The 25955-nt window shown below is 71.0% G+C and carries 14 protein-coding genes and 1 pseudogene; 9 read left to right on the forward strand and 6 right to left on the reverse strand.

What is annotated here, in order from left to right:
- Window positions 1-29: 29 nt before the first annotated feature.
- The 4 genes from AB0B64_RS39635 (at window position 30) to AB0B64_RS39650 (ending at window position 10397) form a co-directional block, all read left to right on the forward strand.
- Window positions 30-1166, forward strand: a complete 1137-nt coding sequence (locus AB0B64_RS39635) for an AAA family ATPase (protein ID WP_358184328.1) — start codon at window positions 30-32, stop codon at window positions 1164-1166.
- The gene (locus AB0B64_RS39640; protein WP_358184331.1) at window positions 1163-5377 is read left to right on the forward strand and encodes a DUF5682 family protein; all 4215 of its coding nucleotides are present in this window, start codon (window positions 1163-1165) and stop codon (window positions 5375-5377) included. Before AB0B64_RS39635 ends, AB0B64_RS39640 begins: the two co-directional genes overlap by 4 nt.
- On the forward strand, window positions 5374-7626 hold the full coding sequence (locus AB0B64_RS39645) for an SWIM zinc finger family protein (RefSeq protein ID WP_358184334.1): 2253 nt from the start codon (window positions 5374-5376) through the stop codon (window positions 7624-7626). The genes AB0B64_RS39640 and AB0B64_RS39645 overlap by 4 nt, the downstream gene beginning before the upstream one ends.
- Before the next feature lie 551 nt (window positions 7627-8177).
- Window positions 8178-10397 carry an NADP-dependent isocitrate dehydrogenase gene (locus AB0B64_RS39650; protein WP_357954063.1) on the forward strand — a complete coding sequence of 740 codons (2220 nt, stop codon included), beginning with the start codon at window positions 8178-8180 and terminating at the stop codon, window positions 10395-10397.
- A gap of 155 nt (window positions 10398-10552) precedes the next feature.
- Here the strand turns inward: AB0B64_RS39650 and AB0B64_RS39655 are convergent, their stop codons facing one another.
- Window positions 10553-11068 carry a pyridoxamine 5'-phosphate oxidase family protein gene (locus tag AB0B64_RS39655; protein WP_357954061.1) on the reverse strand — a complete coding sequence of 172 codons (516 nt, stop codon included), beginning with the start codon at window positions 11066-11068 and terminating at the stop codon, window positions 10553-10555.
- Between the two features lie 7 nt (window positions 11069-11075).
- On the reverse strand, window positions 11076-12530 hold the full coding sequence (locus tag AB0B64_RS39660; RefSeq protein ID WP_358184337.1) for an MFS transporter: 1455 nt from the start codon (window positions 12528-12530) through the stop codon (window positions 11076-11078).
- 100 nt (window positions 12531-12630) lie between these two features.
- On the opposite strand from AB0B64_RS39660, the gene AB0B64_RS39665 reads away from it, so the two are divergent.
- Window positions 12631-13125: a helix-turn-helix domain-containing protein gene (locus tag AB0B64_RS39665; RefSeq protein ID WP_357954057.1), complete on the forward strand. Its 495-nt coding sequence runs from the start codon at window positions 12631-12633 to the stop codon at window positions 13123-13125.
- A gap of 254 nt (window positions 13126-13379) precedes the next feature.
- On the opposite strand, the pseudogene AB0B64_RS39670 reads toward AB0B64_RS39665, so the two are convergent.
- Both AB0B64_RS39670 and AB0B64_RS39675 read right to left on the reverse strand, forming a co-directional pair.
- A pseudogene (locus AB0B64_RS39670) lies at window positions 13380-13544 on the reverse strand (ATP-binding cassette domain-containing protein); the annotation flags it as partial.
- 23 nt (window positions 13545-13567) lie between these two features.
- A complete protein-coding gene (locus AB0B64_RS39675; RefSeq protein WP_357954055.1) occupies window positions 13568-14074 on the reverse strand; it encodes a GNAT family N-acetyltransferase in 507 nt (168 codons plus the stop codon).
- Window positions 14075-14259: 185 nt separating this feature from the next.
- On the opposite strand from AB0B64_RS39675, the gene AB0B64_RS39680 reads away from it, so the two are divergent.
- The 4 genes from AB0B64_RS39680 (at window position 14260) to AB0B64_RS39695 (ending at window position 20616) form a co-directional block, all read left to right on the forward strand.
- Entirely contained in the window at window positions 14260-15528 is a 1269-nt protein-coding gene (locus AB0B64_RS39680) for a TetR family transcriptional regulator (protein ID WP_357954053.1), read from the forward strand.
- A 161-nt stretch (window positions 15529-15689) separates the two neighbouring features.
- Complete coding sequence (locus AB0B64_RS39685) at window positions 15690-17510, forward strand: NAD(P)/FAD-dependent oxidoreductase (protein ID WP_358184341.1); 1821 nt, start codon at window positions 15690-15692, stop codon at window positions 17508-17510.
- Window positions 17507-19126, forward strand: a complete 1620-nt coding sequence (locus tag AB0B64_RS39690; RefSeq protein WP_358184344.1) for a hypothetical protein — start codon at window positions 17507-17509, stop codon at window positions 19124-19126. The genes AB0B64_RS39685 and AB0B64_RS39690 overlap by 4 nt, the downstream gene beginning before the upstream one ends.
- Window positions 19123-20616: an MDR family MFS transporter gene (locus AB0B64_RS39695; protein ID WP_357954044.1), complete on the forward strand. Its 1494-nt coding sequence runs from the start codon at window positions 19123-19125 to the stop codon at window positions 20614-20616. The genes AB0B64_RS39690 and AB0B64_RS39695 overlap by 4 nt, the downstream gene beginning before the upstream one ends.
- Before the next feature lie 32 nt (window positions 20617-20648).
- Here the strand turns inward: AB0B64_RS39695 and AB0B64_RS39700 are convergent, their stop codons facing one another.
- Complete coding sequence (locus AB0B64_RS39700) at window positions 20649-24212, reverse strand: serine/threonine-protein kinase (protein WP_358184347.1); 3564 nt, start codon at window positions 24210-24212, stop codon at window positions 20649-20651.
- Window positions 24213-24290: 78 nt separating this feature from the next.
- On the reverse strand, window positions 24291-25868 hold the full coding sequence (locus tag AB0B64_RS39705; protein WP_358184350.1) for a ricin-type beta-trefoil lectin domain protein: 1578 nt from the start codon (window positions 25866-25868) through the stop codon (window positions 24291-24293).
- Window positions 25869-25955: the final 87 nt, after the last annotated feature.

Below are 25955 nucleotides of genomic sequence, written 5' to 3' on the forward strand. Positions count from 1 at the left end.
CTCCCCGACTCTCTTAAGGACTTCACCTCATGACTTTGACCGAAGACCGGGCTCCGGCCCGGCAGGTGCTCGCGGCCGAAGAGCGATACGCCGACGAACTCGCCTTCCTCGCCTCCTACGACGACGGCCCCCGCCCGCCCGGCTGGGCGCTAACCCCACGCGCGGTGGTGACCTTCATCTGCGGCAGCGGCGAGGAGACCCTGCAAGGGCCCACGTCCCGCATGAAGGTGGCCACCAAGTTCGTCGGCGAACGCGCCCTCGTCGAACGCTGCGTGGTGACCCTCGCCGGCGAACGCGGCCTGCTACTGGTCGGCGAGCCCGGCACCGCCAAGTCGATGCTGTCGGAGCTACTGGCCGCCGCCGTCTGCGGCACCAGCGCGCTCACCGTGCAGGGCACCGCGGGCACCACCGAGGACGCCTTCCGCTACGGCTGGAACTACGCCCTTCTCCTCGCCCAAGGCCCCAGCCCCGCCGCGCTGGTCGACTCCCCGGTGCTCACGGCCATGCGCTCCGGCCGCGTCGCCCGGGTGGAGGAGATCACCCGCTGCCTGCCCGAGGTACAGGACGCCCTGGTGTCGATCCTGTCCGACCGGCGGGTCAGCGTACCCGAACTCGCCGGCACCGAGGACGCCCAGGTGGCGGCCTCGCCCGGGTTCACCGTGATCGCCACGGCCAACCTGCGCGACCGCGGCGTCTCGGAGATGTCGGCCGCCCTGAAGCGCCGGTTCAACTTCGAGACCGTCGACCCCATCTCCGACGCCGAGGCGGAGACCACCCTGGTACGCCGCCAGGCCACCGCCGTGGTCCAGCGCGCGGGCGCCGCCTTCGGCGTGGACGACGCCGTGCTCGACGCGCTGGTCACAGTCTTCCGCGACCTGCGCTCCGGGCGCTCGGCCGAGGGCTGGGACGTGGAGCGCCCCGGCACGGTCATGTCCACCGCCGAGGCCGTACAGGTCGCGGCCTCGCTGGGGGTCGCGGCGGCGTACCTGCCCAGGGGGGACGTCCTCGACCTGGTGCCGGGGCACCTGCTGGGCGTCGTACGCAAGGACGATCCCGCTGATCACGGGCGGCTCCTCGGTTATTGGGACGGGCCGGTGCGACGACGGGCCGAGGACGGCTCCGCGATGTGGCGCCGCCTCTGGGACCTGCGGGAGAACCTCCGTTGACCACCCAGGACATCGATCCGCCCGCCAAGTCCGTGGGCGCCGTCCAGGCGGGCCAGACCGTGGAGTCTGTCCGGTCCGCCCAGACCGCCGACTCCGTGCGATCCGCCCAGACCGTGCGATCCGTACAGGCTACGCAGTCCGTTCAGGGAGCCGACGACGACTGGGGTGATGATCCCAGGCGAGTGGTCGACGCACTGGCTGCCTCCGCCCGGCCGTACCTGCTGGGGGTGCGGCACCACAGCCCCGCGCTGGCGGTGGTCCTGCCCGCGCTGCTGGACGCCGCCGACGCCGAAGTGGTCTGCGTCGAACTGCCCGCGGACTTCCAGCCGTGGCTGACGTACCTGGCCGACCCCGGAACCGTCGCACCGGTCGCCCTCGCGGGGGCACGTGGCGACGGGGGGTTGGGTTTCTACCCGTTCGCCGACTTCTCGCCGGAGTTGGCGGCCATTCGATGGGCTTGGAAGCGCGGCGCCGAGGTGCTCTGCTGCGACCTCCCGCTGTCCGACCCCGGCTGGCACGCCACCGATCAGGCCCCACTGCCGGGCCTGTCCGAGGGCTCCGGCACGTCGCAGGAGACGCCGGTGGGTACGGCCAAGGAACCCGGCACGTCGTCGGATATGGCGGATCAGTCCGGCATGGCGTCGGATTCAGCGGAGGAGTCCGGCACACAGCCGGGGGCGTCGGCGGGTGGGGCGGGCTCACGAGGTATGTCCTTCGCCGAGGCACTGGCCGCAGCAGGGACCGGCCGCGATGGGGACGACATGTGGGACCGGGCCGTGGAGGTCCTCGCCCCCGGCTGCGAACCCGAAGCGGTCCGCCGCGCCGCCCTCGGCGTCGGCTGGGCATTGCGCCGGGACGCGGCGGCGGCAGGCGGCGTCCCGGCCATGGACCTGGCCCGCGAGGCGCACATGCGCCGCGTCATCGCGGGAGCCGCGACCGGCGGCCGGCGAGTCGTCGCCGTGGTCGGCGCCTTCCACGCACCCGCGCTGACCTGGCCCGACACGGATAGTGACACCGGCCCGTCCGCAGGTCACGGTAGTGCCGGCTCGTCTTCGGGCAGCGGTATCGCTCCTTCGCCTTCGAGCGGCGGCACCACTGGCTCGGCTGCAGGCGGCGGTACCGCTGGCTCGCCTGCTGGCGGTGGTCCTGGCTCGTCCATGGGCGGTGGAACCGCTGCTTCGTCGGCGGGCGGCGGGACAACTCCTTCGTCCGCGGGCGGTGGCATCATCAGCCCGTCCGCGGGCGACGGTTCGTCGTCGGTCACTTCGCTGGTGCCGTACGCCTTCGACCTGCTGGACTCGCGGTCCGGCTACCCGGCGGGGATCCGTGACCCGCGCTGGCAGCAGGCGGTGTTCGTGGCGGGTGGCGATCCCGAGCGGGTCAGGGACGGCGCCGCCCGCGCCATCACCGACCTGTGCCGGGAGCTGCGGGCCGCCGGGCACACCGCGGGCACCGGGGAGGCCGTCGAGACGCTGCGGCTCGCCTGCGACCTGGCCCGGCTGCGCGGCCTGCCCGCCCCAGGCCGGGGCGAGCTGCTGGAGGCGGTGACGACCGTGCTCGGCCAGGGCGAGCCCCTGGGGAGGGGACGGGCTCTGGCCAAGGCGCTCGACATCGTGTTCGTCGGCACCGAACGCGGCCGGACCGCGCCTGGCACACCACGTTCGGGGCTCGGCCCAGCGGTCGAGGCGGATCTCGCCGCGCTCAGGCTCCCGTGCCCGGACGACCCCGAACGCCGTGAGCTACGCCTCGACCCGCTCCGCTCCGACCTGGACGCGCGCCGGGAGGTTCTCCTGCGGCGCCTGCTGGTCTGCGGCGTCGGATACGGGGAGCCGATCGAGGTGGTGGGTACGGGCGATTCAACCGCGCTCACCACCAGATGGCGGATGGCCTGGACCCCGGCGGTACCGGCCCTGCTCGATCTGGCGGGTGTACGCGGCGTGACCCTCGCCCAGGCAGCGGCCGGCACGTTGCGGGAGACGTTCCGCCGCGAATCCGCGGAAGGGGGACCCACCTGCGCCCTGATCCTCGACGGGCTCCGTGCCGCGGCCGGCTGTGACCTGCCCGACCTGGTCGCGGACCGCCTCGCCGACGCGGCCGTCGCGCTGCCCGCCACCGCCACGCTCACCGAACTGCTCGATGCCCTCGATCTGCTGGAGGCGCTGCGCCGGCAGCACCTCCCCGGCACCACGCCGGAAGACCGTCAGCACGCCACCGAACTGGTCGGCAGCCTGCTGGAGGCCGCGGTCCGCGCCCTGCCCGGCCTGGCGGGCAGCGACCAGCCGGAGGACGCGGTCGCGCTGGTCGCCCTCGCCTCGCGGGTCGGCGAAGAGCGCCTCGGGCTGCGGATGGACGACGCCTTGGCGGTGCTGGCGCGTACCGCGTCCCCGCTCATGCAGGGCGCGGCCCTGGCCGCCCGGGTGCTGCTCGACCTTGACAGCGCCGACGCGCTCGGCGACCGGGCCGCCGGCTGGGTCGACACCGCCACCGGGCCGGACGGGCGCCTGCGTTTGAGCCGCCTGCTGACCGGCGTACTCACGGCGGCGGGGCCGCTGCTCCAGTCGGCGCCGGCGGCGCTCGACCCGCTGATGGACCGTGTGGACGGTTTGTCGGACAAGCAGTTCCTCGACCGGCTGCCGGCGTTGCGCGGTGGGTTCGACACACTCAGCCCGGCGGGCCGTACGCGGTTGCTGGGGGCGGTGTCGGAGCGGCTCGGCGACCGGCTCGACCTGGCACTGGACGCGCCGCCCGCACTCCTCGCCCTCTGGACCGCCGCCGACTCCGCCGGCCTGGCCGCCCTGAACGCACTCCGACTCCCCATGCCCGCCGTGGCGGGCGCGGCATCCGACCAGACGGACGTGCGGACCGTACCGGCTGGGCGGGAGGCGAAGGCGGCTCACCGTGAGGAGGCCAAGGCGGCTCACCGTGAGGAGGCGGAGACAGCTCACCCTGAGGAGGCGGACGCGGTCTTTTCCGAGCCGCAGTCGTCGCTGGGGGGCGAGGTGGATGCGGTCCTTTCCGAGTCCCCGTCGTCGCTGGACGGCGCGGCTCTCTCCGAACCCCCGCTCCCGGTCGACGAGGACGGGCGGGCTGAGCGGAGGCTGCTGCCGGCTGACCGGTGGCGGTTGCTGCTCGGGCGGGAGTCCGAGCGGCTCCCGGCCGACGCTCGCGCGTACGCGCGCGCCCTGGACGAGCTGTACGGCGCGGGGCGCGGCGAAGGCGCCAACGACTTCGGGCCGGGCGGCGACTCCGGCGGCAGGGAGCACCCGTTCCCCACCGCCCGTGAGTGGGGTGAGGAGCTGGAAGCCCTCTTCGGTACCGAGGTACGGGAGGAGGTGCTGGCCAAGGCAGCCGATGCCGGGCGCATCGACGTGCTCAGCGAGCTCGACCCCGCCTCGGTACGGCCGTCCGTCGAACTGCTGACCTCCGTACTCTCGCTGGCGGGCGGCCTGCCGGAGCAACAGGTGGCCAAGCTGCGGCCACTCGTACGCCGCCTGGTGGAAGAACTCACCAAGGAGCTCGCGACGCGGATGCGGCCCGCCATGACCGGGCTGGCGACCCCGCGTCCGACTCGCCGTCCGGGTGGGCGGCTCGACCTGCCGCGTACCCTGCGAGCCAACTTGTCGCACACGCGCCGCCTCGACGACGGCCGGATCGTGGTCGTCCCGGAACGGCCGGTGTTCAGCACCCGCTCCCGCCAGGAGGCCGACTGGCGGCTGATCCTGGTGGTCGACGTGTCCGGGTCGATGGAGGCGTCGGTGGTGTGGTCCGCGCTGACGGCCGCGGTGCTGGCGGGCGTGCCCACGCTGTCCACCCACTTCCTGTCGTTCTCCACACAGGTGATCGACCTGACGGACCGGGTGGCCGATCCGCTGTCCCTGCTGCTCGAAGTGCGGGTCGGCGGGGGTACGCACATCGCCGCGGGACTCGCCCGGGCCAGGTCGCTGGTCACGGTGCCGAGCCGTACGCTCGTCGTGGTCGTCAGCGACTTCGAGGAGGGCTACCCGATCGGGGGCCTGCTCGGCGAGGTGCGGGCGCTGGCCGGGTCCGGTGTCCACCTGCTGGGGTGCGCGGCCTTGGACGACAGTGGCGTACCCCGTTATTCGATTCCCGTCGCCCAGCAGCTCGTGGCGGCCGGCATGCCCGTCGCCGCCCTCAGCCCGCTCGCCCTCGCCCGATGGGTCGGCGACCGCCTCAGGGGAGAGAACCGATGAATGCCCCAACTTCGCTACCGCCGGTGGCGCCGCAGGTGGTCGCCGCCGCGGTCGAGAGCCTCACGTCCCGGCTGCGCAAGAAGCTGGACGCGGCGATCGAGCAGTACGCCGCCGTGCCCGTCGTCGCCGACGCCGAGGGCATCCGGATCAGCTGTGGCGAGGACGCCGTGGTCACGCTCTCGCCGGGACCGTCCGGCGCGATCGCCGACGACGGCCAGGCGCGGTGCAGCTGCCTCCTGGCCCCCCGGTGTCTGCATCGCGCGGCCGTACTGAGTGCCTGCCCGGTGGCGGACCCGGAGCTAACGGAGGCGGACACCTCCGACGGCTCCCCCGCAGGTGCCGACCCGCTCGGCACCGACATGGTCGCGGGGTCCGCGCCCGTCAGGACACCCACGGACTCGGCCGCAGAGCCCGCGCACGCGGCGATTGCCGGACCAAGTGCCGCGCAGGCGAGCACCACAGCGCCAGGCGCGACCCAGGCCGCAGGCCCGAACACCACTCAGGGCACAGGTCCGAACGCCACTCAGGCCGCAGGTCCGAACGCGGCTCAGGCATCGGGGACGGATGCCGCTCAAGCCGCAGGGAGGAACCCCGCTCAGGGCACTTTGGGAGCAGGCGTCGCTCAGGGGGCTGCGGGACCAGGCGCCGGGCAAGTGCCGGCAACCGCGCCGGGTTCCGCGCAGGTGGCGGCCGCGTCAAGTCTGTGGGCCGCCGCCGCGGCCATCCTGTCGGCCGGAGTGCCGGCGGCCGGTGCGGTGCCGCAGGCCGAGCTGCTCAGGGCCGCGCACTCGGCCAGGCTGGCCGGGTTGCCCAAGGCCGAGGCCGCCGCTCTGCGGGTCGTACGCGGGCTGCGGGCGGCCCGGGCCCGACACGAGGGCCACCGCCTCGCCGACCTGGTGTCCGCGCTGCGCGAGCTCCTGCTCATCGCGGGCCGGCTGGCGGGGGCCGACCCCGACCCCGTGCTGGTCGGCAGCGTGCGCCGAAGCTATCAGCCGGGCGGGAGCCTGCGGGTGTACGGCGTCTTCCGGGAGCCGGTGATCAGTGCCACCGGCTATGGCGGGGTGGTCACCCACCTCGTCACGGAGGATGGCCGATGGTTCTCGGTCGCAGACGTCAAACCGGGCGGTCCGGCCCGCGCCCGCGGGGCCGCCACCGCGCCCGTCTCGATCGGCCCCGCCATGCTGAACCACGCCCAGTTGGTACGGGCGGGACTGCTGATCACCGGAGCCACGATCTCGCCGGACGGGCGTCTGGGGGCGGGCGGCGGCGTACGGGCTACCCCGGTGAAGGGGCTGCCGTGGACGGAGGGGCCGCTGGCGGCCCTGTTCGCCCGCCCGCTGGCGGAGGCGGCCGGCCCCCGGCTATCCGGGCACGCCTGGAGCGAGTCAGACACGGAGGACAAGGCTCGCGAACCAGTCGGATGCGACCTGGTGATCATCGGTGCGGCGGGCGACCATGTACTCGCCCGCGAACTACTACCGGTGAGTGACCACCTGGGCTCCCGCGAATTGCTATCCGAAAGCGACCACGCGGACGTCCCAAGACCCGAAGGAGACCACCTGGGCGCCTCCGGGGTGATACCCGACGGCGTACCATCGGCCGATCCCCCGAGCCCGGTACGCGCGCACGGCCCGCTGATCCGGCTCGTCCCGGCCACCAGCCACCCCGACCTGGCCCATGTCGCCAACCTCCAGCGGCTCGCGTCCCGCCCCGGTCTGCTGGTGCGAGTGGTGGGCAGGGTGGATCCCGACCGGGCGGCCACCCTGCGCCCGCTCGCGGTGGGCCCGGTGCCGGGCGCCGAGGCGACGCTCCGCCTCCCGGCCGAATGGCACGACCGGGCCGACCTCGGGTACGACCGCCTGCAGGGCTCCCATCTCCCGCCGCAGGAGGCGTGCCTGCCGGGGCAGCCGGGCGCCGGGACCGAGGTGGACCCGGTGGCGAGCGCACCGCTCTGGCGGGTTCGGCGGCTGGTCGAGCTGGGCGTCTCCGGCGGGCGACGCGCGGTGGCCGAGTCGGCGCGCAACGGTGACTCCCACGCCCCGCTGCACCGGGCCGGGTTCCGTTCCGCCGCCGACCTGGCCACCAAGCTCACCGCAGAGGCCGACCGCAGGTCGCGCGACGTGTTCGGCCGGTTGGCGGACTCCGGCCCCGACCGGTACGCGTGGGCGTGGCTGGCCGCGGCCACCCACCTCGTCGCCACGGAACGGGCCATGATCCAGGCCTCCTGGCAGACGGATCACGCCAGGTGATCGGGTGCGTCGCAGTTTCGGTCATGAGCCGCCGATCTGCTACGCCGCGCCGACGTGCGGACGCCAGCCTCGGGTTCGTCGCTCTGGTCGGCTCTTGCGCGGCGGTGGCGTCTCAGCGCAGGGTGAGGGTCAGGTCCGGTTCCAGGCGGGCCCCCGGCCAGCAGCACCAGGCCAGGACGCTAGGGTAGGGGCAGCAGGCATCGCTGAGGGCAACGCCGCCGCCCTGCCCATGGGCTCGAGGGGGACCGGGAACCGGTCCTCCTACGAAGAGGCGTTCGCCGTCAACGTGCGTGCGCCGTACTTCCCCCGCGGCGGCTCGGGCCCCCACCATGCTCGCCGAGGGTAAAGGCAGCATCATCAGCTCGCTTGCCGCCAAGATCGCCATGCTGGGAATGTCGATATACGGAGCAACCAAGTCCGCGCTGGAAGGACCCACCAGGCGCTGAGCTGCGGCTGCGGCCTGTGCCTGTAGGCAGTGATCAGCACCCTGCCTACGCCCGATAGATATGTAGTTGATGAAATGTTCGCAAATGTGGGAGTAGAGCAATCCGGTGACTGATCCGACCATCATTTACACGCACACTGACGAGGCCCCAGCCCTGGCGACGTACTCCTTCCTGCCAGTGGTCCGGGCGTACGCCTCGCAGGCGGGTGTCGCTGTGGAGTCCCGTGACATCTCGCTGGCCGGGCGCATCCTCGCGGTCTTCCCCGAATACCTCAACGAAGACCAGCGGATCAACGACGACCTCGCGGAGCTGGGCGAGCTGGCCAAGACCCCCTTGGCCAACATCGTCAAGCTGCCCAACATCTCGGCCTCCGTCCCGCAGCTGAAGGCGGCCGTCGCCGAGCTGCAGGCCAAGGGCTACGCGCTGCCGGACTACCCGGACGAGCCGAAGACCGACGAGGAGCGGGAGATCCGCGCCCGTTACGACAAGGTCAAGGGCTCCGCTGTGAACCCCGTGCTGCGCGAGGGCAACTCCGACCGCCGCGCTCTCGCCTCGGTCAAGAACTACGCCAAGACCCACCCCCACCGGATGGGCGCCTGGACCGCCGAGTCCAAGACCAACGTGGCGACCATGGGCGTGGACGACTTCCGCTCCACCGAGAAGTCCGCGGTGATCTCCGAGGCCGGTTCGCTGCGCATCGAGCTGAAGGGGGACGACGGCTCCACCATCGTGCTGCGCGAGTCCGTGCCGGTCCTCGAGGGCGAGGTGGTCGACGCCTCGGTGATGCGCGTCGCCGCCCTGCGCGAGTTCCTCACCGCGCAGGTCGCCCGTGCCAAGGAGGAGGGCGTCCTGTTCTCCGTGCACCTGAAGACCACGATGATGAAGGTCTCCGACCCGATCATCTTCGGTCACGTGGTGCGCGCCTTCTTCCCGAAGACGTTCGCGAAGTACGGCGGGACGTTCGCCGCGGCCGGTCTGACCCCGAACGACGGTCTGGGCGGCATCTACAAGGGCCTGGAGAACCTGCCCGAGGGCGCCGAGATCAAGGCATCCTTCGACGCCGAGCTCGCCGAGGGCCCGAAACTGGCCATGGTCGACTCCGACAAGGGCATCACCAACCTGCACGTGCCGTCCGATGTCATCGTCGACGCCTCCATGCCGGCCATGATCCGCACCTCCGGCCACATGTGGGGTCCGGACGGCCAGGAGCACGACACGCTCGCGGTGCTCCCGGACTCCAGCTACTCCGGCGTCTACCAGGCCGTGATCGACGACTGCCGCGCCAACGGCGCCTACGACCCCTCCACGATGGGCTCCGTCCCGAACGTCGGCCTGATGGCACAGAAGGCCGAGGAGTACGGCAGCCACGACAAGACCTTCGAGATTCCCACCACGGGTACCGTCCGCCTCGTCGACCAGGCCGGCAACGTCGTGATCGAGCAGACGGTCTCCGCCGGGGACGTCTTCCGCGCCTGCCAGACCAAGGACGCCCCGATCAAGGATTGGGTGCAGCTCGCCGTCACCCGCGCCCGCGCCACCGGCGACCCGGCCGTGTTCTGGCTGGACGAGGACCGCGCCCACGACGCCGTGCTCATCGAGAAGGTCAAGCGGTATCTGACGGAGCACGACACCGAAGGCCTGGACATCCGCATCCTGTCCCCGGTCGAGGCGACCAAGCTGTCCGTGGAGCGCATCCGCCGCGGCGAGAACACCATCTCCGTCACCGGCAACGTCCTGCGCGACTACCTGACGGACCTGTTCCCGATTCTGGAGCTGGGCACCAGCGCCAAGATGCTGTCGAGCGTCCCGCTGATGGCGGGCGGCGGCCTGTTCGAGACGGGCGCCGGGGGTTCCGCCCCGAAGCACGTCCAGCAGCTGGTCAAGGAGAACTACCTGCGCTGGGACTCGCTCGGCGAGTTCTTCGCGCTGGTGCCGGCCTTCGAGCAGTACGCGAAGACGACCGGCAACCAGCGTGCCCAGGTCCTCGCCGACGCCCTCGACCGCGCCACGGCGACCTTCCTCAACGAGGACAAGTCCCCGACCCGTCGCCTCGGCGGTACCGACAACCGTGGCAGCCACTTCTACCTGTCCCTGTACTGGGCACAGGAGCTGGCCGGCCAGACCGCCGACGCCGACCTCGCCAAGGCGTTCGCCCCGCTCGCCGAGACGCTCGCCGCCAACGAGCAGAAGATCGCCGACGAGCTGATCTCCGTCCAGGGCAAGCCGGCCGACATCGGCGGCTACTACCAGCCCGATCCGGCGAAGGCCGCCGCGGTCATGCGCCCGTCGGAGACCTTCAACAAGGCGCTCTCGACCCTCGCCTGACAGTCGCGCAGATGGTCTCTGGCCGAAGCTCGGGGGATCTGGCCGGCGCTGCCGTCCGGTAGAACCCGGTAGGCCAGAGATCATCCGCAAGGCGGGTTCCGGTAGACGAAAGGACAAGGGCCCGCCGCTCAGCGGGCCGTCCGGCAGCTCCGGATCTACGGCGGCGGTTCAACGAGGTGATGGGGCGCTTTCGCGGTCGCAGCCAGCCAGATCTTGCCCTGCAGGTCGGCGCCGCGGATGACCTGGACGCGCCACGGGGTCAGCCGCAGGATGTGCAGCTGAGGGTCGGCGGGGCTGGTCCAGAAGTTGCCCAGCTCGTACCCGGCGCCGGGCGGGCTGCCCTTGCGGTAGAGGTTCCAGGCCCGGCGGGTGAGCGTCAGATCGTCGACCCACTCGGCCACGGTGTCGAGGCTCACAGCGTTCTGCCGGGGACTCCAGTACGAGAACGTGGTGTGCGGGTTGCCGGCCAGGTGCGCCGCCTTTACCGGGGTCCGGTAGGTGGCCAGCCAGCCGATCGGGCGGCCGTCGACGACCTCCCAGATCGGTATCAGGACGCGCGCCCGGGGGCGTCCTTTGGCGTCCACGGTGGTCATGGTGGCGTACACGATGTCGCCGATGTAAGCGGCGAACTGATCCTCGATCTCGCTGAACGAGGTCACCTTGATGGTCATGAGGTCCTCACACCGAGGTCGGGGCGGACACAGGGGTGTTCTGCGGCGCTTCGGGACCGGCGGTGCGGCGGGCGATCCCGAAGGCGGTGACCAGGGCACCGGCGACCGCGGCCGCGACCGGGACGACGAGGGCGTACCGGAGGGAGTCGAGCATCGCTTCGGGTGTGGTGGCGTCACCGAGCGCCGCCACGCTCACCGCGGTCACCGCCGACAGCCCGAGCGCGGTGCCGAACTGGAAGGAGGTGTAGAGCAGGCCGCCGGCCAGGCCGTGCTCGTGCTCCTCGATCCCGTCGGTGGCGGCCATGGTCAGCGGGCCGTACGCCAGGGAGAAGGCCAGGCCGAGCAGGAGCATGGTCGGCAGCATGGCGGCGTAGGTCCAGTCCATTCCGATCGGCAGGAAGAGCGCGTACCCCAGGGCGGCGACCACCAGCCCACCGAACAGCACGCGGGCGTTGCCGAACCGGTTCACCAGCCGCGGAGTGAGCGTCGGCGCGAGGATCGTGTCCATGCCGATCACCAGCATGGCCAGACCGGTCTGCAGACTGCTCCAGCCGCGTACCTCCTGCAGGTAGAGGGTGGCCGCGAACTGAAATCCGGCGAAGGAGGCGAGGAACAGCAGCGCTCCCACGTTGGCCCGGACGAGCGCGCGGGAGCGCAGGATGCCCAGCCGTACCAGGGGGTTGGCCGTCCGCCGTTCGATCAGCACGAAGATCGCCAGCAGGGCGAGGCCCGCGCCGAACACGCCGAGCGTGCCCACCAGGCCGTTGCCGGGGTGCTCCAGGCGGACCACGCCGTACACCAGCAGCAGCATCGCGCCGGTGATGCTGAACGCGCCGGCCAGGTCGAAGCCGCCCGACGGGCGTTCGTGCACCGCGCTCTCCTTGAGCAGGACAACCGCCGCGACGAGGATCACCGCCGCCATGAGCACCGGCGCGAAGAACACCCATCGCCATCCGATCGAGGTCAGCAGGCCGCCGACGACCAGGCCGAGCGAGAAGCCGCCCGCGGCCGTGCCGGCGTAGACCCCGAGCGCCTTGGTACGTTGCGGCCCCTCGGGGAAGTTGCCGGTGATCAGCGAAAGCCCGGCGGGCGCCATGAACGCGGCCGCGACCCCGGTCACGAAGCGGGCGACCAGCAACATCCACCCTTCGGTCGCGAAGCCTCCCAGGCCGGAGAAGACCAGGAAGACCGTCAGCCAGAGCAGGAACATCCGCCGGCGGCCCAGCAGGTCGGCCGCCCTGCCGCCCAGCAGCATGAATCCCCCGTAGCCGAGCACGTAGGCGCTGACGACTCCGCTGAGCATGCCGGTGGACAGGCCGAGATCGGTCCGGATCGACGGCAGTGCCACGTTCAGCATCGCCACGTCGATTCCTTCCAGGAAGACGGCTCCGGCGAGCACGAAGAGCACTCCCCAGGCGCGGGCGTCCATGCGGTTGTTCGATGCGGGCATCGATATGGACATGGTCCACTCCTCTCGAAAAGCACAGGACCGGCCACGGTTCCTCAACCGCTTGCCGGTTCCTTCTGGTAACCGGCCAAATCGTCGTGCATCATGGGATGTCATGGAAGACGGCACTCTCAAGTCCCTCGGTTACTGCGGGGATACCGACGGCGATTACGACGTCCTTCAGTGGGACACGCGGGAGGACTGCGAGGTCCGGCAGATTCTCGACCGCGTGGCGGACAAGTGGTCGCTGCTGGTCATCGCCCTCCTCGACCGGCGCAGCCTGCGTTTCACCGAGCTACGCCGCATGATCGACGGGGTCAGCCAGCGCATGCTCACGCGGACGCTGCGGCATCTGGAGCGCGACGGGCTGGTCAGCAGGACCGTGCACCCGACCGTCCCGCCACGTGTCGACTACGAGCTCACCTCGCTGGGCGTGACCCTGCACTCCACCATCCGCGCGCTGGTCACCTGGACGGAGACGCACCAGAACGAGATCGCCGCCGCCCGCACCGCCTACGACGCCCGCGTGCGGGCCGAGGAGCAGGCCGCCGAAGCGGCAGCCGCCGAACGGGCCGAGATCGCCCACAACGCCCTGGCGGCCATCCACTGACGCCGACGGTTCGGCACCACGCCCAGACGCCGGCCGTGCCGCGGCTCGGTCGCCGCGTGGAGCTCGAGCGGGTCTCTGCCCCGGTGGGTCCGATCGATCGAATCGCCTCGTACAGCCCGCCCACCACGACGTCCACGGACGCCGTCGCGTCGATCACCAGCGTGACCCGGTCGCCGAGGCCCAGTCCGAGCATGGCGGCCTGGTTGCGCGCGACGAGTACGCCACGGCGCAGGTCGGCCGAGCCCGCGCGCGGACGAGGCGGAATCCAGCGCTCCGGTGGGTTCGTCGGCGAACACGACGTCCGGCTTCGTGACGAGCGCGCGGGCGCAGGCCACCCGCTGCTGCTGACCGCCGGACAGTTGGCTCGGCCGGTGGCCCAGCCGGTCGCGCAGGCCCACGGCGTCGATGATCGCCTCCAGCGCCGCCCGGCCCGGCCTCCTCCTCAAGAAGGGGACTGCTCCGGTGGCCGCAGGTGGAGCCGCATGGCGGGGTCGCGCGAAAGGGCGAAGCCCAGGGACCGGTAGAGCGGTTCGCCCTCGGAGGAGGCGCGCAGGTCGATCGTCCTGATGCCACGGTCGCGATACCAGTCGAGCAGCGCGGCCATGCACCTGCGCGAGTAGCCGCGTCGCCGGTGGGCCGGGTCGGTCACGACGTTGAAGACGTACCCGACCTCGCCGCTGGGGTTGCCCGGCCCCGGGAGCCGGCACTCGACGGTGCCGACCGCGCACGCGGCCAGCAGGCCCGCCCGGCCCACCAGGTCCGGTCGGTCCACGACGAAGGCGACCAGTGTGGGATCCGGCTCGGCCAGCCGCTCGCGGAGCATCACCTCCGCGGTCGCCTTCCAGCCTCCGTCGGCCGACCGGTGCCCCGCCAGCTGAGTCATCAACACTCCGCGCAAGCGGACCAGCTCCGCGGCGTCGGCCGCGGTCGCCCTGCGTGCCTCGTTCATCGGCCAGAGCCTAGCCGCGTGGACGTGGAACAGGCGATCTTCACCCGTTGACGGCCGGGTGGCACACGGGCGAGCCGTCCGCCCGCCGTCTTGGCGGCTGACCTGCTCGTCGGGCCCGAACTCCAGAGAGTTGCTTGCACTTAGTGCAGATGCACCCTTCCATGCCGAGGCCCTACTGTCTAGGAGTGAGCCCCACGTCCCCTGGCGCCCGGACCACAGGTGGCGCGGACAAGACCGAACGCCGGCGCCGGCTGCGTCAGGCCGCCCTGACGTTGTTCGAGCAGCGCGGATTCGCCGCCGTGTCGATCGACGACATCGCGGCGGCCGCCGGTGTGTCCCGGCGCACCTTCTTCAACCACTTCGACACCAAGGCGGGCGCCCTGTTCGACCCGGCCCCCGGCGAAGCGGCCCAGCTCGCGGATCTGTTCGTACGGGAGGCCGGCGCCGACCCGTGGGTCGCCCTGACCAGGGCTCTGAAGGCATTTCTGACTGCGGAGTTCCGGACGGTGTCCGCGCGGCGGCGCATCCTGGCCGGTCAGCCCGAGCTGAACCGCTTCCTCCTGGGGGCCGACGCTCATCTCGAGGAGTCCATCCTCGACTGGCTCGGCAGCCGCGGCATCACCGGCCTGAGTGCCAGGACGATGAGCAGCATGGCGCTCGCCTGCGTCCGGGAAAGCGTCATGGCGTGGGACTCTGAGGGCGGCCCGGCACGGCTGTTCGAGATCCTCGACCAGATGTTCGCGCTGGCCGCTGCCGGTACAGCGGCCATCTGCGCGGCGCCGGCCGCACGCACGGACACCGCCATCGGCAAAACCACACCGAAGGCGGGTCAGACCCGGAGCCGGATCCTGCTGGCCGCCGAACGTCTGTTCGCCGAGCACGGGGTGTTCGCGGTCTCCAACCGCCAGATCAGCGAGGCCGCAGGGCAGAGCAACAACGCCGCGGTCGGCTACCACTTCGGCACCAAGGCCGACCTGCTGCGCGCGATCGTCGAGCACCACACCACGCTGATGGAGCGGATCCGCGAACGATTGCTGCGGACCAGGGGTGACAGTACGGATCTGCGCGACTGGGTCGCCTGCGTCGTGCTGCCGTTCACCGAGCATCTGAGCAGCCTGGAAACCCCGACCTGGTATGCCAGGCTCGCCGCTCAGATCATGACCGAACCGCAGCTACGCGAGCTGGCGGCCGCGGGACTGCAGGACGCGCCCAACTTCTACACGGTCGTCGGCGGCCTGCACAGCTGTCTTCCGGCGCTTTCCCCCGAGCTGCGCCGCCGACGTGACGACATGGCACGCACGCTGCTCGTGCACATCTGCGCCCATCGCGAGCGCACGCTGCCGCCCGACGTGGACGCGGCCAGGGAGGCATGGTCGGCCACGGCCGCCGAGCTGATCGATGCCATCGAAGGGCTGTACCTGGCCCCGCAGTCGAGCGTTAAGGCAGTCGTTTGACTTAATTTTCCGCATTCGGTTAGCTTCTCTCCGACGGGGCGATCATTCGCCGCTGCAAACGTGTCGCCGCCTCGTCCGATCGGCTCCGCGCCGGACGATGTCCCGTGCCATCTCCCCGGGCGCGGCAATGACTCAGCGGCTCCCGCATCGGAAGGGCATGCATGGACCTCTCTTCGCCGCCTGCGCGTTTCACAGTCGCGGAACTGGGCTTCGACCCGGACGTGCTGCGCGCCAGGTACCGCCACGAACGCGATCGCCGGCTGCGGCCCGACGGCAACGCCCAGTACCAGGGCGCCCGCGGCAAGTTCGGCTACTACGCCGCCGACCCGTACACCGAACGCGCCGAGCGGGAACCGGTCCGCGACCGAGTCGAGGCGCTGGTGGTGGGTGGCGGCTTCGGCGGGCTGCTCACCGGGGCCAAGCTCCGTGAGGCCGGCGTGGACGACATCCGGATGCTCGACGAGGCCGGCGACTTCGGTGGCACCTGGTACTGGAACCGCTACCCGGGCATCCACTGCGACATCGAATCATCGATCTACCTGCCGCTGCTCGAAGAGGCCGGCTACCTGCCCACCATGCGATACGCGCCCGGCGAGGAGATCCGCCGGCACGCCGTCGCGATCGCCGAACTCTACGACCTGTACCGCGACACGCTGTTCCACACCCGTGTCACGCAGCTGCGCTGGGACGACGCCGCGGCCGAATGGCAGGTGCGCACCGACCGTGGCGACGACTTCCGGGCCCGCTATGTCGTGATGTCCGCCGGCACCCTGGTACAGCCGAAGCTGCCCGGCATCCCCGGCATCGAGACGTTCCGCGGGCACACCTTCCACACCAGCCGCTGGGATTACGGCTATACCGGCGGCGACCAGAACGGCGGCCTGCACAAGCTCGCCGTCAAGCGCGTCGCGGTGGTGGGCACCGGCGCCACCGGGATCCAGGTCATCCCGCACCTGGGGCGCGACTCGCAGCACCTGTACGTCTTCCAGCGCACCCCCTCGTCGGTCGACGTGCGCGACAACCGCCCCACCGACCCGGCCTGGGCCGCTTCGCTCAAACCCGGCTGGCAGCAGGAACGGATGAGGAACTTCCTCACCGTCGTCACCGGCGGGCTCGCCGAACAGGACCTGATCGATGACGGCTGGACCAGCACCGCACGGCTGCAACGTCACCTGATGGCCGGCACCGTCGACACCGACCTGTCACCCGAGCGACGCGAGTACCTCGACGAGATCGCCGACTTCCAGAAGATGAACCAGATCCGCGCCCGCGTCGACGAGATCGTCGGCGACCCGGCCACCGCGGAACTGCTCAAGCCCTGGTACCGCTACATGTGCAAGCGGCCCACCTTCAGCGACCACTACCTGCAGACGTTCAACCGCCCCAATGTCACTCTGGTCGACACCGCCGACCACGGCGGCATCACCGGGATGACGGAGTCGGCGGTCGTGGTCGGCGAGCAGGAGTACGAGGTCGACTGCGTCATCTTCGCCACCGGCTTCGAGGTCGGCCTTTCGGGCATCCTCACCGGCTCCCTGCCGGTGTACGGCCGGGGCGGCGCGGCCCTGCTCGACACCTGGCGGCGGCAGGGCCCTCGTACGCTGCACGGCTTCTACAGCCACGGCTTCCCGAACCTGTTCCACCTGGGCTCACTGCAGAACTCCGCCGCGGTCAACTTCGTGCACATCCTGCAGGAGCAGGCCACCCACATCGGTGCCGTGGTCGCCGAGGCCCGCCGGCGTGGCATCGCGTCGGTCGAGCCGACCAGGGACGCCGAGGACGCATGGGTCACCACCATCCGGGAGCTGGCACCGGACAACAGGGCGTTCCAGGCCGAATGCACGCCGGGCTACTACAACAACGAAGGCAAACCACGCTCGGCCAGCCAGACGTACGGGCCCGGCCCCGTCGCCTTCCACGACCTGCTGCGCCGCTGGCGCGCCGAGGGCGGCATGGACGAGGTACTGGCGGGCAACCGATGAACCGCCGGAAAGTCGAGCAGCTGATCCAGGCGCGCCCGCTGTGGGGATCGAACGGCATGGCCTTCGGACCCGACGGACGCCTGTACGTGGCCCAGTTCCTCGCCGGGCAGATCAGCGCCGTCGACCTGGCCACCGGCGACGTCGAGGTGGTCGTGCCATCGGACGGGCCACTGCACGCCCCCGACGACCTCGCCTTCGACACCGACGGCGCGATGTACGTGACCGACCTGGTCCCGGGCCGGGTGTGGCGACGTGACCCGGCCGGAGGCTTCATGCTGGTCACCGACGAGATCACCGCACCCAACGGCATCGCCTGCGTCGGCACTCGGGTGTTCGCCAACGAGATGATCCCGGGTGGACGCCTGCTGGAGCTGTCCCCGGCAGGCGACGAACCCACGGTGCTCACGACCGGCCTGGCCATGGGCAACGCCATGCAACTCGGCCCGGACGGGCAGCTCTACTACCCCCACATGCTCACCGGTGAGGTGTTCCGCATCCCGCTCGACGGCGGCGATCCGGAACTGGTGGCCGCGGATGTCCCGGATCCGGTCGCCGTGCGCTTCGATCGCGGTGGCGCCCTGCTGGTCCTCTCCCGTGGCGCGAGCGGGATCGTCACGCGCGTCGACCTGGCCGGCACAGGCGACCGGTCCGCCATCGTCAGCGAACTCAACGCCCTGGACAACGCCGCCTTCGACGCCGACAACCGGATGTTCGTCTCCAGCTACGCCCACGGCGGCGTCGCCGAGCTCATGGCAGACGGACGTACCCGCCAGATCGTGCCCCGCGGACTCGGGGGCCCCTTCGGGGTGACCATCGATCTCGGTGGCGGCATCCACGTGGCCGACCACTACCGCCTCACCCAGCCCGCCGACCAACAGGGCGAAGCCGACCAACAGGGCGAAGCCGACCAACAGGGCGAAGCCGATCAATCTGGCGAAGACGTCACCACCACCCAGCTGCTGAACTTCGTGCACGGCGTCGCCGCCGACGGTGACCTGCTCCACACCACCTCCCAGTATGGGCACGTACGCACCTACGACCGGCGCTCCGGCACGGTGCGCACCAGGGCCAGCGGCCTGAACCGTCCGCTGGGCATCGCCGTGCGCACCGACGGCACCCTGGTGGTCGCCGAATCCGGCGCCGGCCGCGTCGTCGCGATCGACCACGACGACCAGGTCAGTGTGCTGGTCGAGGGCCTCGGCCGCCCGGTCGACGTAGCCGTCGACGCCGACCAGCGCTGCTACATCAGCGACGAGCGGCTCGCCGCGGTGTACCACGTCGAGGACGGCGTACCCCGGCTGCTCGCCGACGGGCTCGGCACCCCGCAAGGCATCACCGTCTACAACGGCACCGTGTACGTCGTCGAGACCACCCACCGCCGGCTGCTCGCCATCGACCTCGCCACCGGCGACGTCGAGATCGAAGCCGACTCTCTTCCGGTCGCGTCCGCGGCCGGCCTGACCCGCCCCGAACCCGACTTGTTCATCCCGCCCGGCCTACCCGGAATACCGCGGCCGTTCGCCGGAATCGCGGCCGCGGGGGACGGCTCCCTGATCATCGCCGCGAACGGCGACGGCAGCGTTCTGCGCGTGAACCCCGAAGAGAGCGCACCATGAGCTCCAGCCCCGACAGGACCCACCGGCAGATCCTCGAAGCGCTCAGCGGGCTGCTCCTCGCCCTGTTCGTCTCGACACTGGCCAGCACCGTGGTCTCCACCGCGCTGCCGCGCATGCTCGGTGTACTGCGTGGTTCCCCCACCCAGTACACCTGGGTGGTGACCGCCACGCTGCTGGCCGCCACCGTCGCCACCCCGATCTTCGGTAAGCTCGCCGACCTGTTCTCCAAGCGGGCACTGATCCAGATCGCCGTCCTGATCTTCATCGCCGGCTCGATCGCCGCCGGCCTCTCCCAGAACGCCGGGCAACTGATCGCCGCCCGCGCCCTGCAGGGCGTCGGCGTCGGCGCGGTGCAGACCCTGGTCAACATCGCGATCGGCGCGCTGGTGTCGCCCCGGGAACGTGGCCGCTACGCCGGATACCTGTCCAGTGTCACGTCGATCTCCACCATCGGCGGCCCGCTGCTGGGCGGCTTCATCGTCGACACCTCGTGGCTGGGCTGGCGCTGGTGCTTCTTCGTCGGCATTCCTGTCGCGATCGTCGCGCTGATCATCCTGCAGCTGACCCTGCGACTGCCGATCTACCGCCGCGACAACGTGAAGATCGACTACTGGGGCGCCACGCTCATCACCGCGGGCGTCAGCCTCCTGCTGATCTGGGTCTCCTTCGTCGACGACGCCTTCGCCTGGGCCTCCTGGCAGACCGCCGCCATGGTCGGTGGCTCGATACTGCTGCTCGGCGTCGCGCTCTGGGTCGAATCCCGGGTCTCCGAGCCCATCGTGCCGCTGCGTGTCATCCGGCAACGCGCCACCGCCCTCGCGATCCTCGGCAGCCTCGCCGCCGGCACCGCCATGTACGGCGCGACCGTCTTCCTCACCCAGTACTTCCAGATCAGCCGCGGCCACACCCCCACCGAGGCCGGCCTGCTCACCATCCCGATGATGGCCGGCATCCTGATCGCCTCGATCGTCGGCGGCCGGCTGGTCACCCGTACCGGAAAGCTCAAGCCGTTCCTCATCACCGGAACCATCGCTCTTACCGCCGGATTCGTGATCCTCGGCCTGCTCGACCAGCACACGCCGATGCCGCTCATCGGTTTCGCGATGGTGCTCGTCGGCGCCGGCGTCGGCCTGACCCTGCAGAACTTCGTCCTCGTCGTGCAGAACGCCGTCGCGCTGACCGACATCGGCGCCGCCAGCGCTACTGTCGTGTTCTTCCGCTCCCTCGGCGGCACGGTCGGCGTCGCCGTGCTCGGCGCGGTCCTGGCCCGCCAGGTCGGCGCCGGCACGGCCGACGGCGTGCCACCGGCCACCGCCTACGGCGACGCCACCGGACACGTCTTCCTCATCTCGGCCGCCGTCGCCGTCGTGGGTGTGGTCGCCGCGCTGCTGCTCAAGCCGATCACCCTGCGTACGAACGCGGACGCGCTTAAGCCGCAGGCTGAGACCACGTCCGCGAGCGGCACGGAGGCCGTGAAAAGCCAGAAATGATCAATACGATGGGCGGGTCTGGAGCCTCCCGGCTAGCGAGGAACGGCTGTGCCATCGTTCCCCGCGCCCTTGGACGTCAGCAGCGGGCAGATGTCGCGATAGGGCGCACCTGTCAGATACTGGTCCCACTCTTGGGGGCTTAGCGTGCGACCCGCCCGCCCGCACACGAGCGCGGCGACGCGGTCCCCGGCGACCGGTATCTGGGCGATGGTCCCCGATTGGTTGCCCGAGACATACAGCACGCCGTCGTCGGCGCTGAACGCCAGCCGGTCGAAGATGTCGATGGGGAACGAGCCGAGCCGCTGCCGTGAGGCGACGTCCCAGATCTGGGCGGTGTACACGTCATCGAAGGTCTCACCGATGGACCTGCTGATCGCTGCCAGCAGGGTGCCGTCATGGCTGAACAGCACGGATTCGACCTCGGCATGGCTCGCCACGCGCATGGCGGGCGACAGTTCGGCGCCCTTCGCGCTGTCCCACAGCTCGATCGTGCCTGTGCCGAGGGCCAGGAGCGGCGCCGTGGGGCTGACCGCGATGCTGTAGCCCGCCCGGTTGAACCCGGTGCCGACGGGCTTGCCGGTGTCCAGGTCGAGCACCCTGCCGGTGGTGGTCACCATGGCCGTACCGTCGCGGGTCGGGGCGACGATCTCCGTGCCGGTGTCGAGCTTGTGCCGGGTGAGTACCCGGCCGCTGTCGGCGGCCAGGACGATCAGCTCGTTTCCGGCGTCCGGCCGGCTCACCTCCGCGAGCGACAGCACCAGCTTGCCGCCATCGGGAGTGAACGCCGTCGAACCGACGTACCGCTCCTTGGGAACGGGATAGTGCCAGAGTCGCCTGCCCGTGGCCACGTCCCAGACGGAGACTCCCGAGCCCTCGCCGGCGGCGGTCAGCCTCTTGCCCGCCGGATCGAACAGCGCACCGGTGGTGCCCTCGCTGCCGGGCAACGGCACGCCCAGGCGGCGCATGTCCCAGACGCGTGTGGGTGCGTTGTCCTTCTCGGCGGCGATCAATCGGCCGTCCTGGCTGAATCCGCCGACCTCGTACCCGCTCGGCAGCCTGCCGCGAGAGACGCGGGAGCCGATGCCGAGGGTGATGATCGAGTTTTCGAGCAGGTATCGGATGGTCTTGCCGTCAGGATCCGGCCAGGCCTCGTCCGGCTCGCCCTCCGCCACGTAGGTGTAGAGATCATCGCCTTTCTCGGCGTCCCACAGGTGGATCGTCCTGCCCTCGACACCCAGCAGCCTCCTGCCGTCCCGGCTGATCCGCAGAGACGTGGCCAAGAAGTCGTCCGAGGCCGACTCCTGCCAGAACGGCCGATCCTCGTCGGGCAGTTTCCTGGCTGTGCGCAGATCCCAGGCCACGATGTCGCCGTTGGCGCACAGCAGTCGCCGGCTGTCCGCCGTGAACGTCGCGGCGGTGCCGCACTTCTTCGGCATCCGGGTGTCCACGGTGAGGTCAGGCAGGCGGATCAATTTCAGCCCGCCCTGGTTGATGCCGATCCCCGCGATGTAGGCGCCAGAGGGCGCGATGGCCGGGCCGGAGTCGGCCTCCAGCCGCGGAGCGTAGGACCTGCCCGTCCGGGTGTCCCACAGGAACTCCATCGTGGTCTCGCGCATCACCGCGACCAGGCTCTCATGCGCGTCGAAGACCACGTCCACGCCGGGGGACCCCGCTGCCACGCGGTGCTCGTGCAGCTTCTTGCCCGTCATGGTGTCCCAGGAGTACGCCGTGTCCCGGCTGACGATCACCAGTGTCCTGCCGCTCGGGCTGAGGGCGGCCGCCGACGGCAGCGCGGCGAATCCGCTCGGCCACTTCCAGAAGGTCGACTGCCGTCGCGAAGGGACGTCGTAGACCCGTACCCCGTCCTCGTCGGCGATGACCCGCGTGCGCCCGTCGGCCGCCGCCGCGGCCGTGGAGACCCCCTTGGCGCCCGGGTCGCGGAAGGCCATGCTCTCCGGCATCGTCAGCGAGGTCATCAGGCTCTGCCTGGTGTCGGGGCCCGAGGCCAGCCGCCAGCCGGCCACGCTGAGCAGCATCGCCTTGGCCGGGTCGGTGGTACGCAGCTTGTCGGCCTCGGCCGCGACCTGCCGTCCTACGGCCTGATCGCGCTGCCGGGCCACCACGCGACTCTGCTCGGCGACCTGCCTGCCCTGCACCACCGCGACACTTCCCGCGGCCACCGCCACCGCCAGCAGTACGCCCAGCGCCACCGTGGTCAGCCGCCTGCGGCGGATGTTCTTCCTGGTCAGCTCCGTGCCCGCGGCAAGGAAATCGCGCTCCCTCGGGGTCAGCGTGACGTTCCTGCGCCCGGTGGCCGCCCAGGTCAGCGCGTGGTCCAGGCTGCTGCCCCGCAGCAGATCGCCGTCCTTGCGCCCGTTCTCGGCCCACTGACGCGCCGCGCTACTGATCTGACCCAGTACGGCAAGGCCGTCACGGTCACCGTCCACCCACGTCCGCAGCCGCGGCCAGGCACGCAGCAGAGCGGGATGCGCCAGCGCGACCGCCTCGTCCTTCTGCGTCACCAGGTAGGAGAAGGTCCGCAGAATCCGCTCGATGGCCTGGACCTCCCGCTCCGAGCGGCCGGCGAACAGTTCGTCCTTCAGCACCCAGCGGACGCTCTCGTACCCGTCGTCGGTGACGGACACCATACGGAGGAAGACCTCGGCGGCCAGCTCCCGCACCTCAGGCGCGAGCGCGCCGTAGGCGTCCTCGGCGATCGTGCCGAGCGCCGGATCGGCGGTGCCGGGCACGTGCACGCCGCTGGCCGCACGGCTGCCCGCGGTCAGCAGCCCGCGCATGTCCGCGTCGCCGCCGCTGACCAGCGCGAGGAGCAGGTCGCGTGCCGAGGGCCGGGCCGAAGGGTCCTTCTCCAGCGCGGCGGCCACCAGCGAGGCCAGTCGCGGCGGCAGCCCACTCAGGTCGGGCCGCGCCGACAGCACCCGGTGCATGACCCCGCCCAAGTTGTCCGCTCTGAACGGGTCCTCGCCCGTGGCGGCGAACACCACGATCGCACCCCAGGCGAAAACGTCGGCGGGCGCGCCCGCCCGCTGCCCGGTGAACACCTCAGGCGCCATGTAGGTGGGCGTACCGGACACCTCGCCGGTCTTGGTCAGCGACATGTCCAAGGTCCGCGCGATGCCGAAGTCGATCACCCGTGGACCGTCGGGGCTGAGCAGCACGTTGTCCGGCTTGAGGTCTCGGTGTATCACGCCCGCGTCGTGCACTGTGGTCAATGCGGTGGCGATCGCGGTGGCCAGCCTGTGCAGGTCGTCCCCGGTGAACCTGCGCCCCTGGCCGACCGCCTGGCGCAGGCTCGGCCCCGGCACATACTCGCTGACGATGTACGGCTTGCTGCCCGACATGTCGGCGGCCAGCACCCTGGCCGTGCAGAACGAGGCCACCCGGCCGGCGGCAGTCGCCTCCTTGGCGAACCGGTCGCGGCCCTCGTCGCTGGCCGAGTGGAGCACTTTGAGCGCGACCCTGCGCCCGTCACGATCGTAGGCGTCGTACACCACACCTTGGCCTCCGGAGCCGAGCCGGCCCGCGAGCCAGTACTCCCCGATGTGCTCCGGATCTCCCGCGATCAGCGCTTCCACGGCGTGTTAGATGCCCGACCGGCCGGCAAAGTTCCCGCGTTGGATCGATGGCGGTCGGCCGGCGCACGGCGAGTCAGGTCAGGTGCGGGTCCAGCGTTGATTGGAGCCGCCGTTGCACGTCCAGATGGCCAGCTTGGTGCCGTTGGCGGTGGCGTTGTTCGGCACGTCCAGGCATTTGTTCGCGCCGACCGCCGTGATGGTGCCGTCGGAGTTGAAGCGCCACTGCTGATTGTCCTGGCCGTTGCACTCCCAGATGATGACGTTGGTGCCGTTGGCGGTTCCCCGGTTGTAAACGTCCAGGCACTTGCCGCCGTAGACCCGCAGCTCACCGCTCGCGGTCGGCGTCCACTGCTGACTGGCCTGGCCGCCGCAGTCCCAGATCTGCGCCTGCGCGCCGTTGGCCTGCGAGGCGTCGACGACGTCCAGGCACCGGCCCGAGCCGACCCCCTTGATCGCGCCCGCGGGCGGCGTGACGATGCCTCCTCCGGTCACGACGTACATGGCCGCCCCATGCCCGGGGACCGACGCGCTGATCGCCCCGGACGAGGAGGACGTCGTGTGCGCCCACAGGTCACGTACCGAGTAGGAGGACGCAGACCCGAGCCCCAAGGCGGAGGCGGTGGTGGAGACGGTCGAGGTCGAGGTGCCCCGGTTGAGCAGCACGACCGCGACCGAGCTGTTCGACATCGGTTTGCGCCAGACCTCCAGGTTCCCGTTGTCGCTGATCTTGTGGCCCTGTCTGCCGCCCCAGTCCTGGTCGACCGCGATGACCTCGGTGTTGGTGAGGATCGTGCGCGTGTCGGCGCTCATCGTACGGATGTCGTTTCCGGCGAGGAGCGGCGCGTTCAGCAGCGACCACAGGCTGAAGTGCGCGCGGCCCTCGGTCCCCGTCACCCCGCCGACGCCCACCTCCAGCATGTCGGGGTCGTTCCACCCGCCCGGGCCCGAGTAGGCTTCGAGCCCGACCTGCTGGTCCAGGATGCCCATGATCGAGTTCCAGTTCGCCCCGATGTCACCGGTGTCGCGCCAGGAGTTGCCCACCGGCATCCCCCAGGTCCACACGCTCTCCTGCCCCCAGTTGCACAGGCTGTACACGATCGGACGGCCGGTGGCGGCCAGGGCGTCGCGCATGGCCGTGTACCGCTGCTGTCCGTTCATGCCCTTGTGGTCACCGCAGTTGTCGTACTTCAGGTAGTCGATCCCCCAGGACGCCCACAGGGCCGCGTCCCGCCGCTCGTTGCCCAGGCTGGCCGGGTACCCCGCACACGTGGTGGTTCCGGCCGAGGAGTAGATGCCGAGCTTGAGCCCCTTGGAATGGACGTAGTCGGCCAGAGCCTTGATGCCGTTGGGGAACTTTTGCGGATCCGGCACCAGGTCGCCGCTGGAATTGCGGTTCTTGGTGGACCAGCAGTCGTCGATGTTGACGTAGGTGTAGCCCGCCGCCGCCATGCCGCTGGAGACCATGGTGTCGGCCGACTGGCGGATCAGGCCGTCGTTGACATTGCAGCCGAAGCTGTTCCAGTCGTTCCAGCCCATCGGGGGTGTGCGGGCCAGACCGTTGTCCAGCGCGGCGGCGGGCGATGCCGCACCGCCGATCGCGACGATGGAGCCGGCCACGAGCGCCGCCGCCGTTGCCAGGCCAAGAATTCTGCGCATCTGATCCTCTGCCTACTGGGTGTCAAGAAGATCTCGGTCCGCCCTCGCTCCTGACGGGCGGGGGAGTGGTCGAGGGATCGGTCACTG

This window comes from Nonomuraea sp. NPDC049129 (assembly GCF_040648495.1).
In the GTDB taxonomy this organism is placed as follows: domain Bacteria; phylum Actinomycetota; class Actinomycetes; order Streptosporangiales; family Streptosporangiaceae; genus Nonomuraea.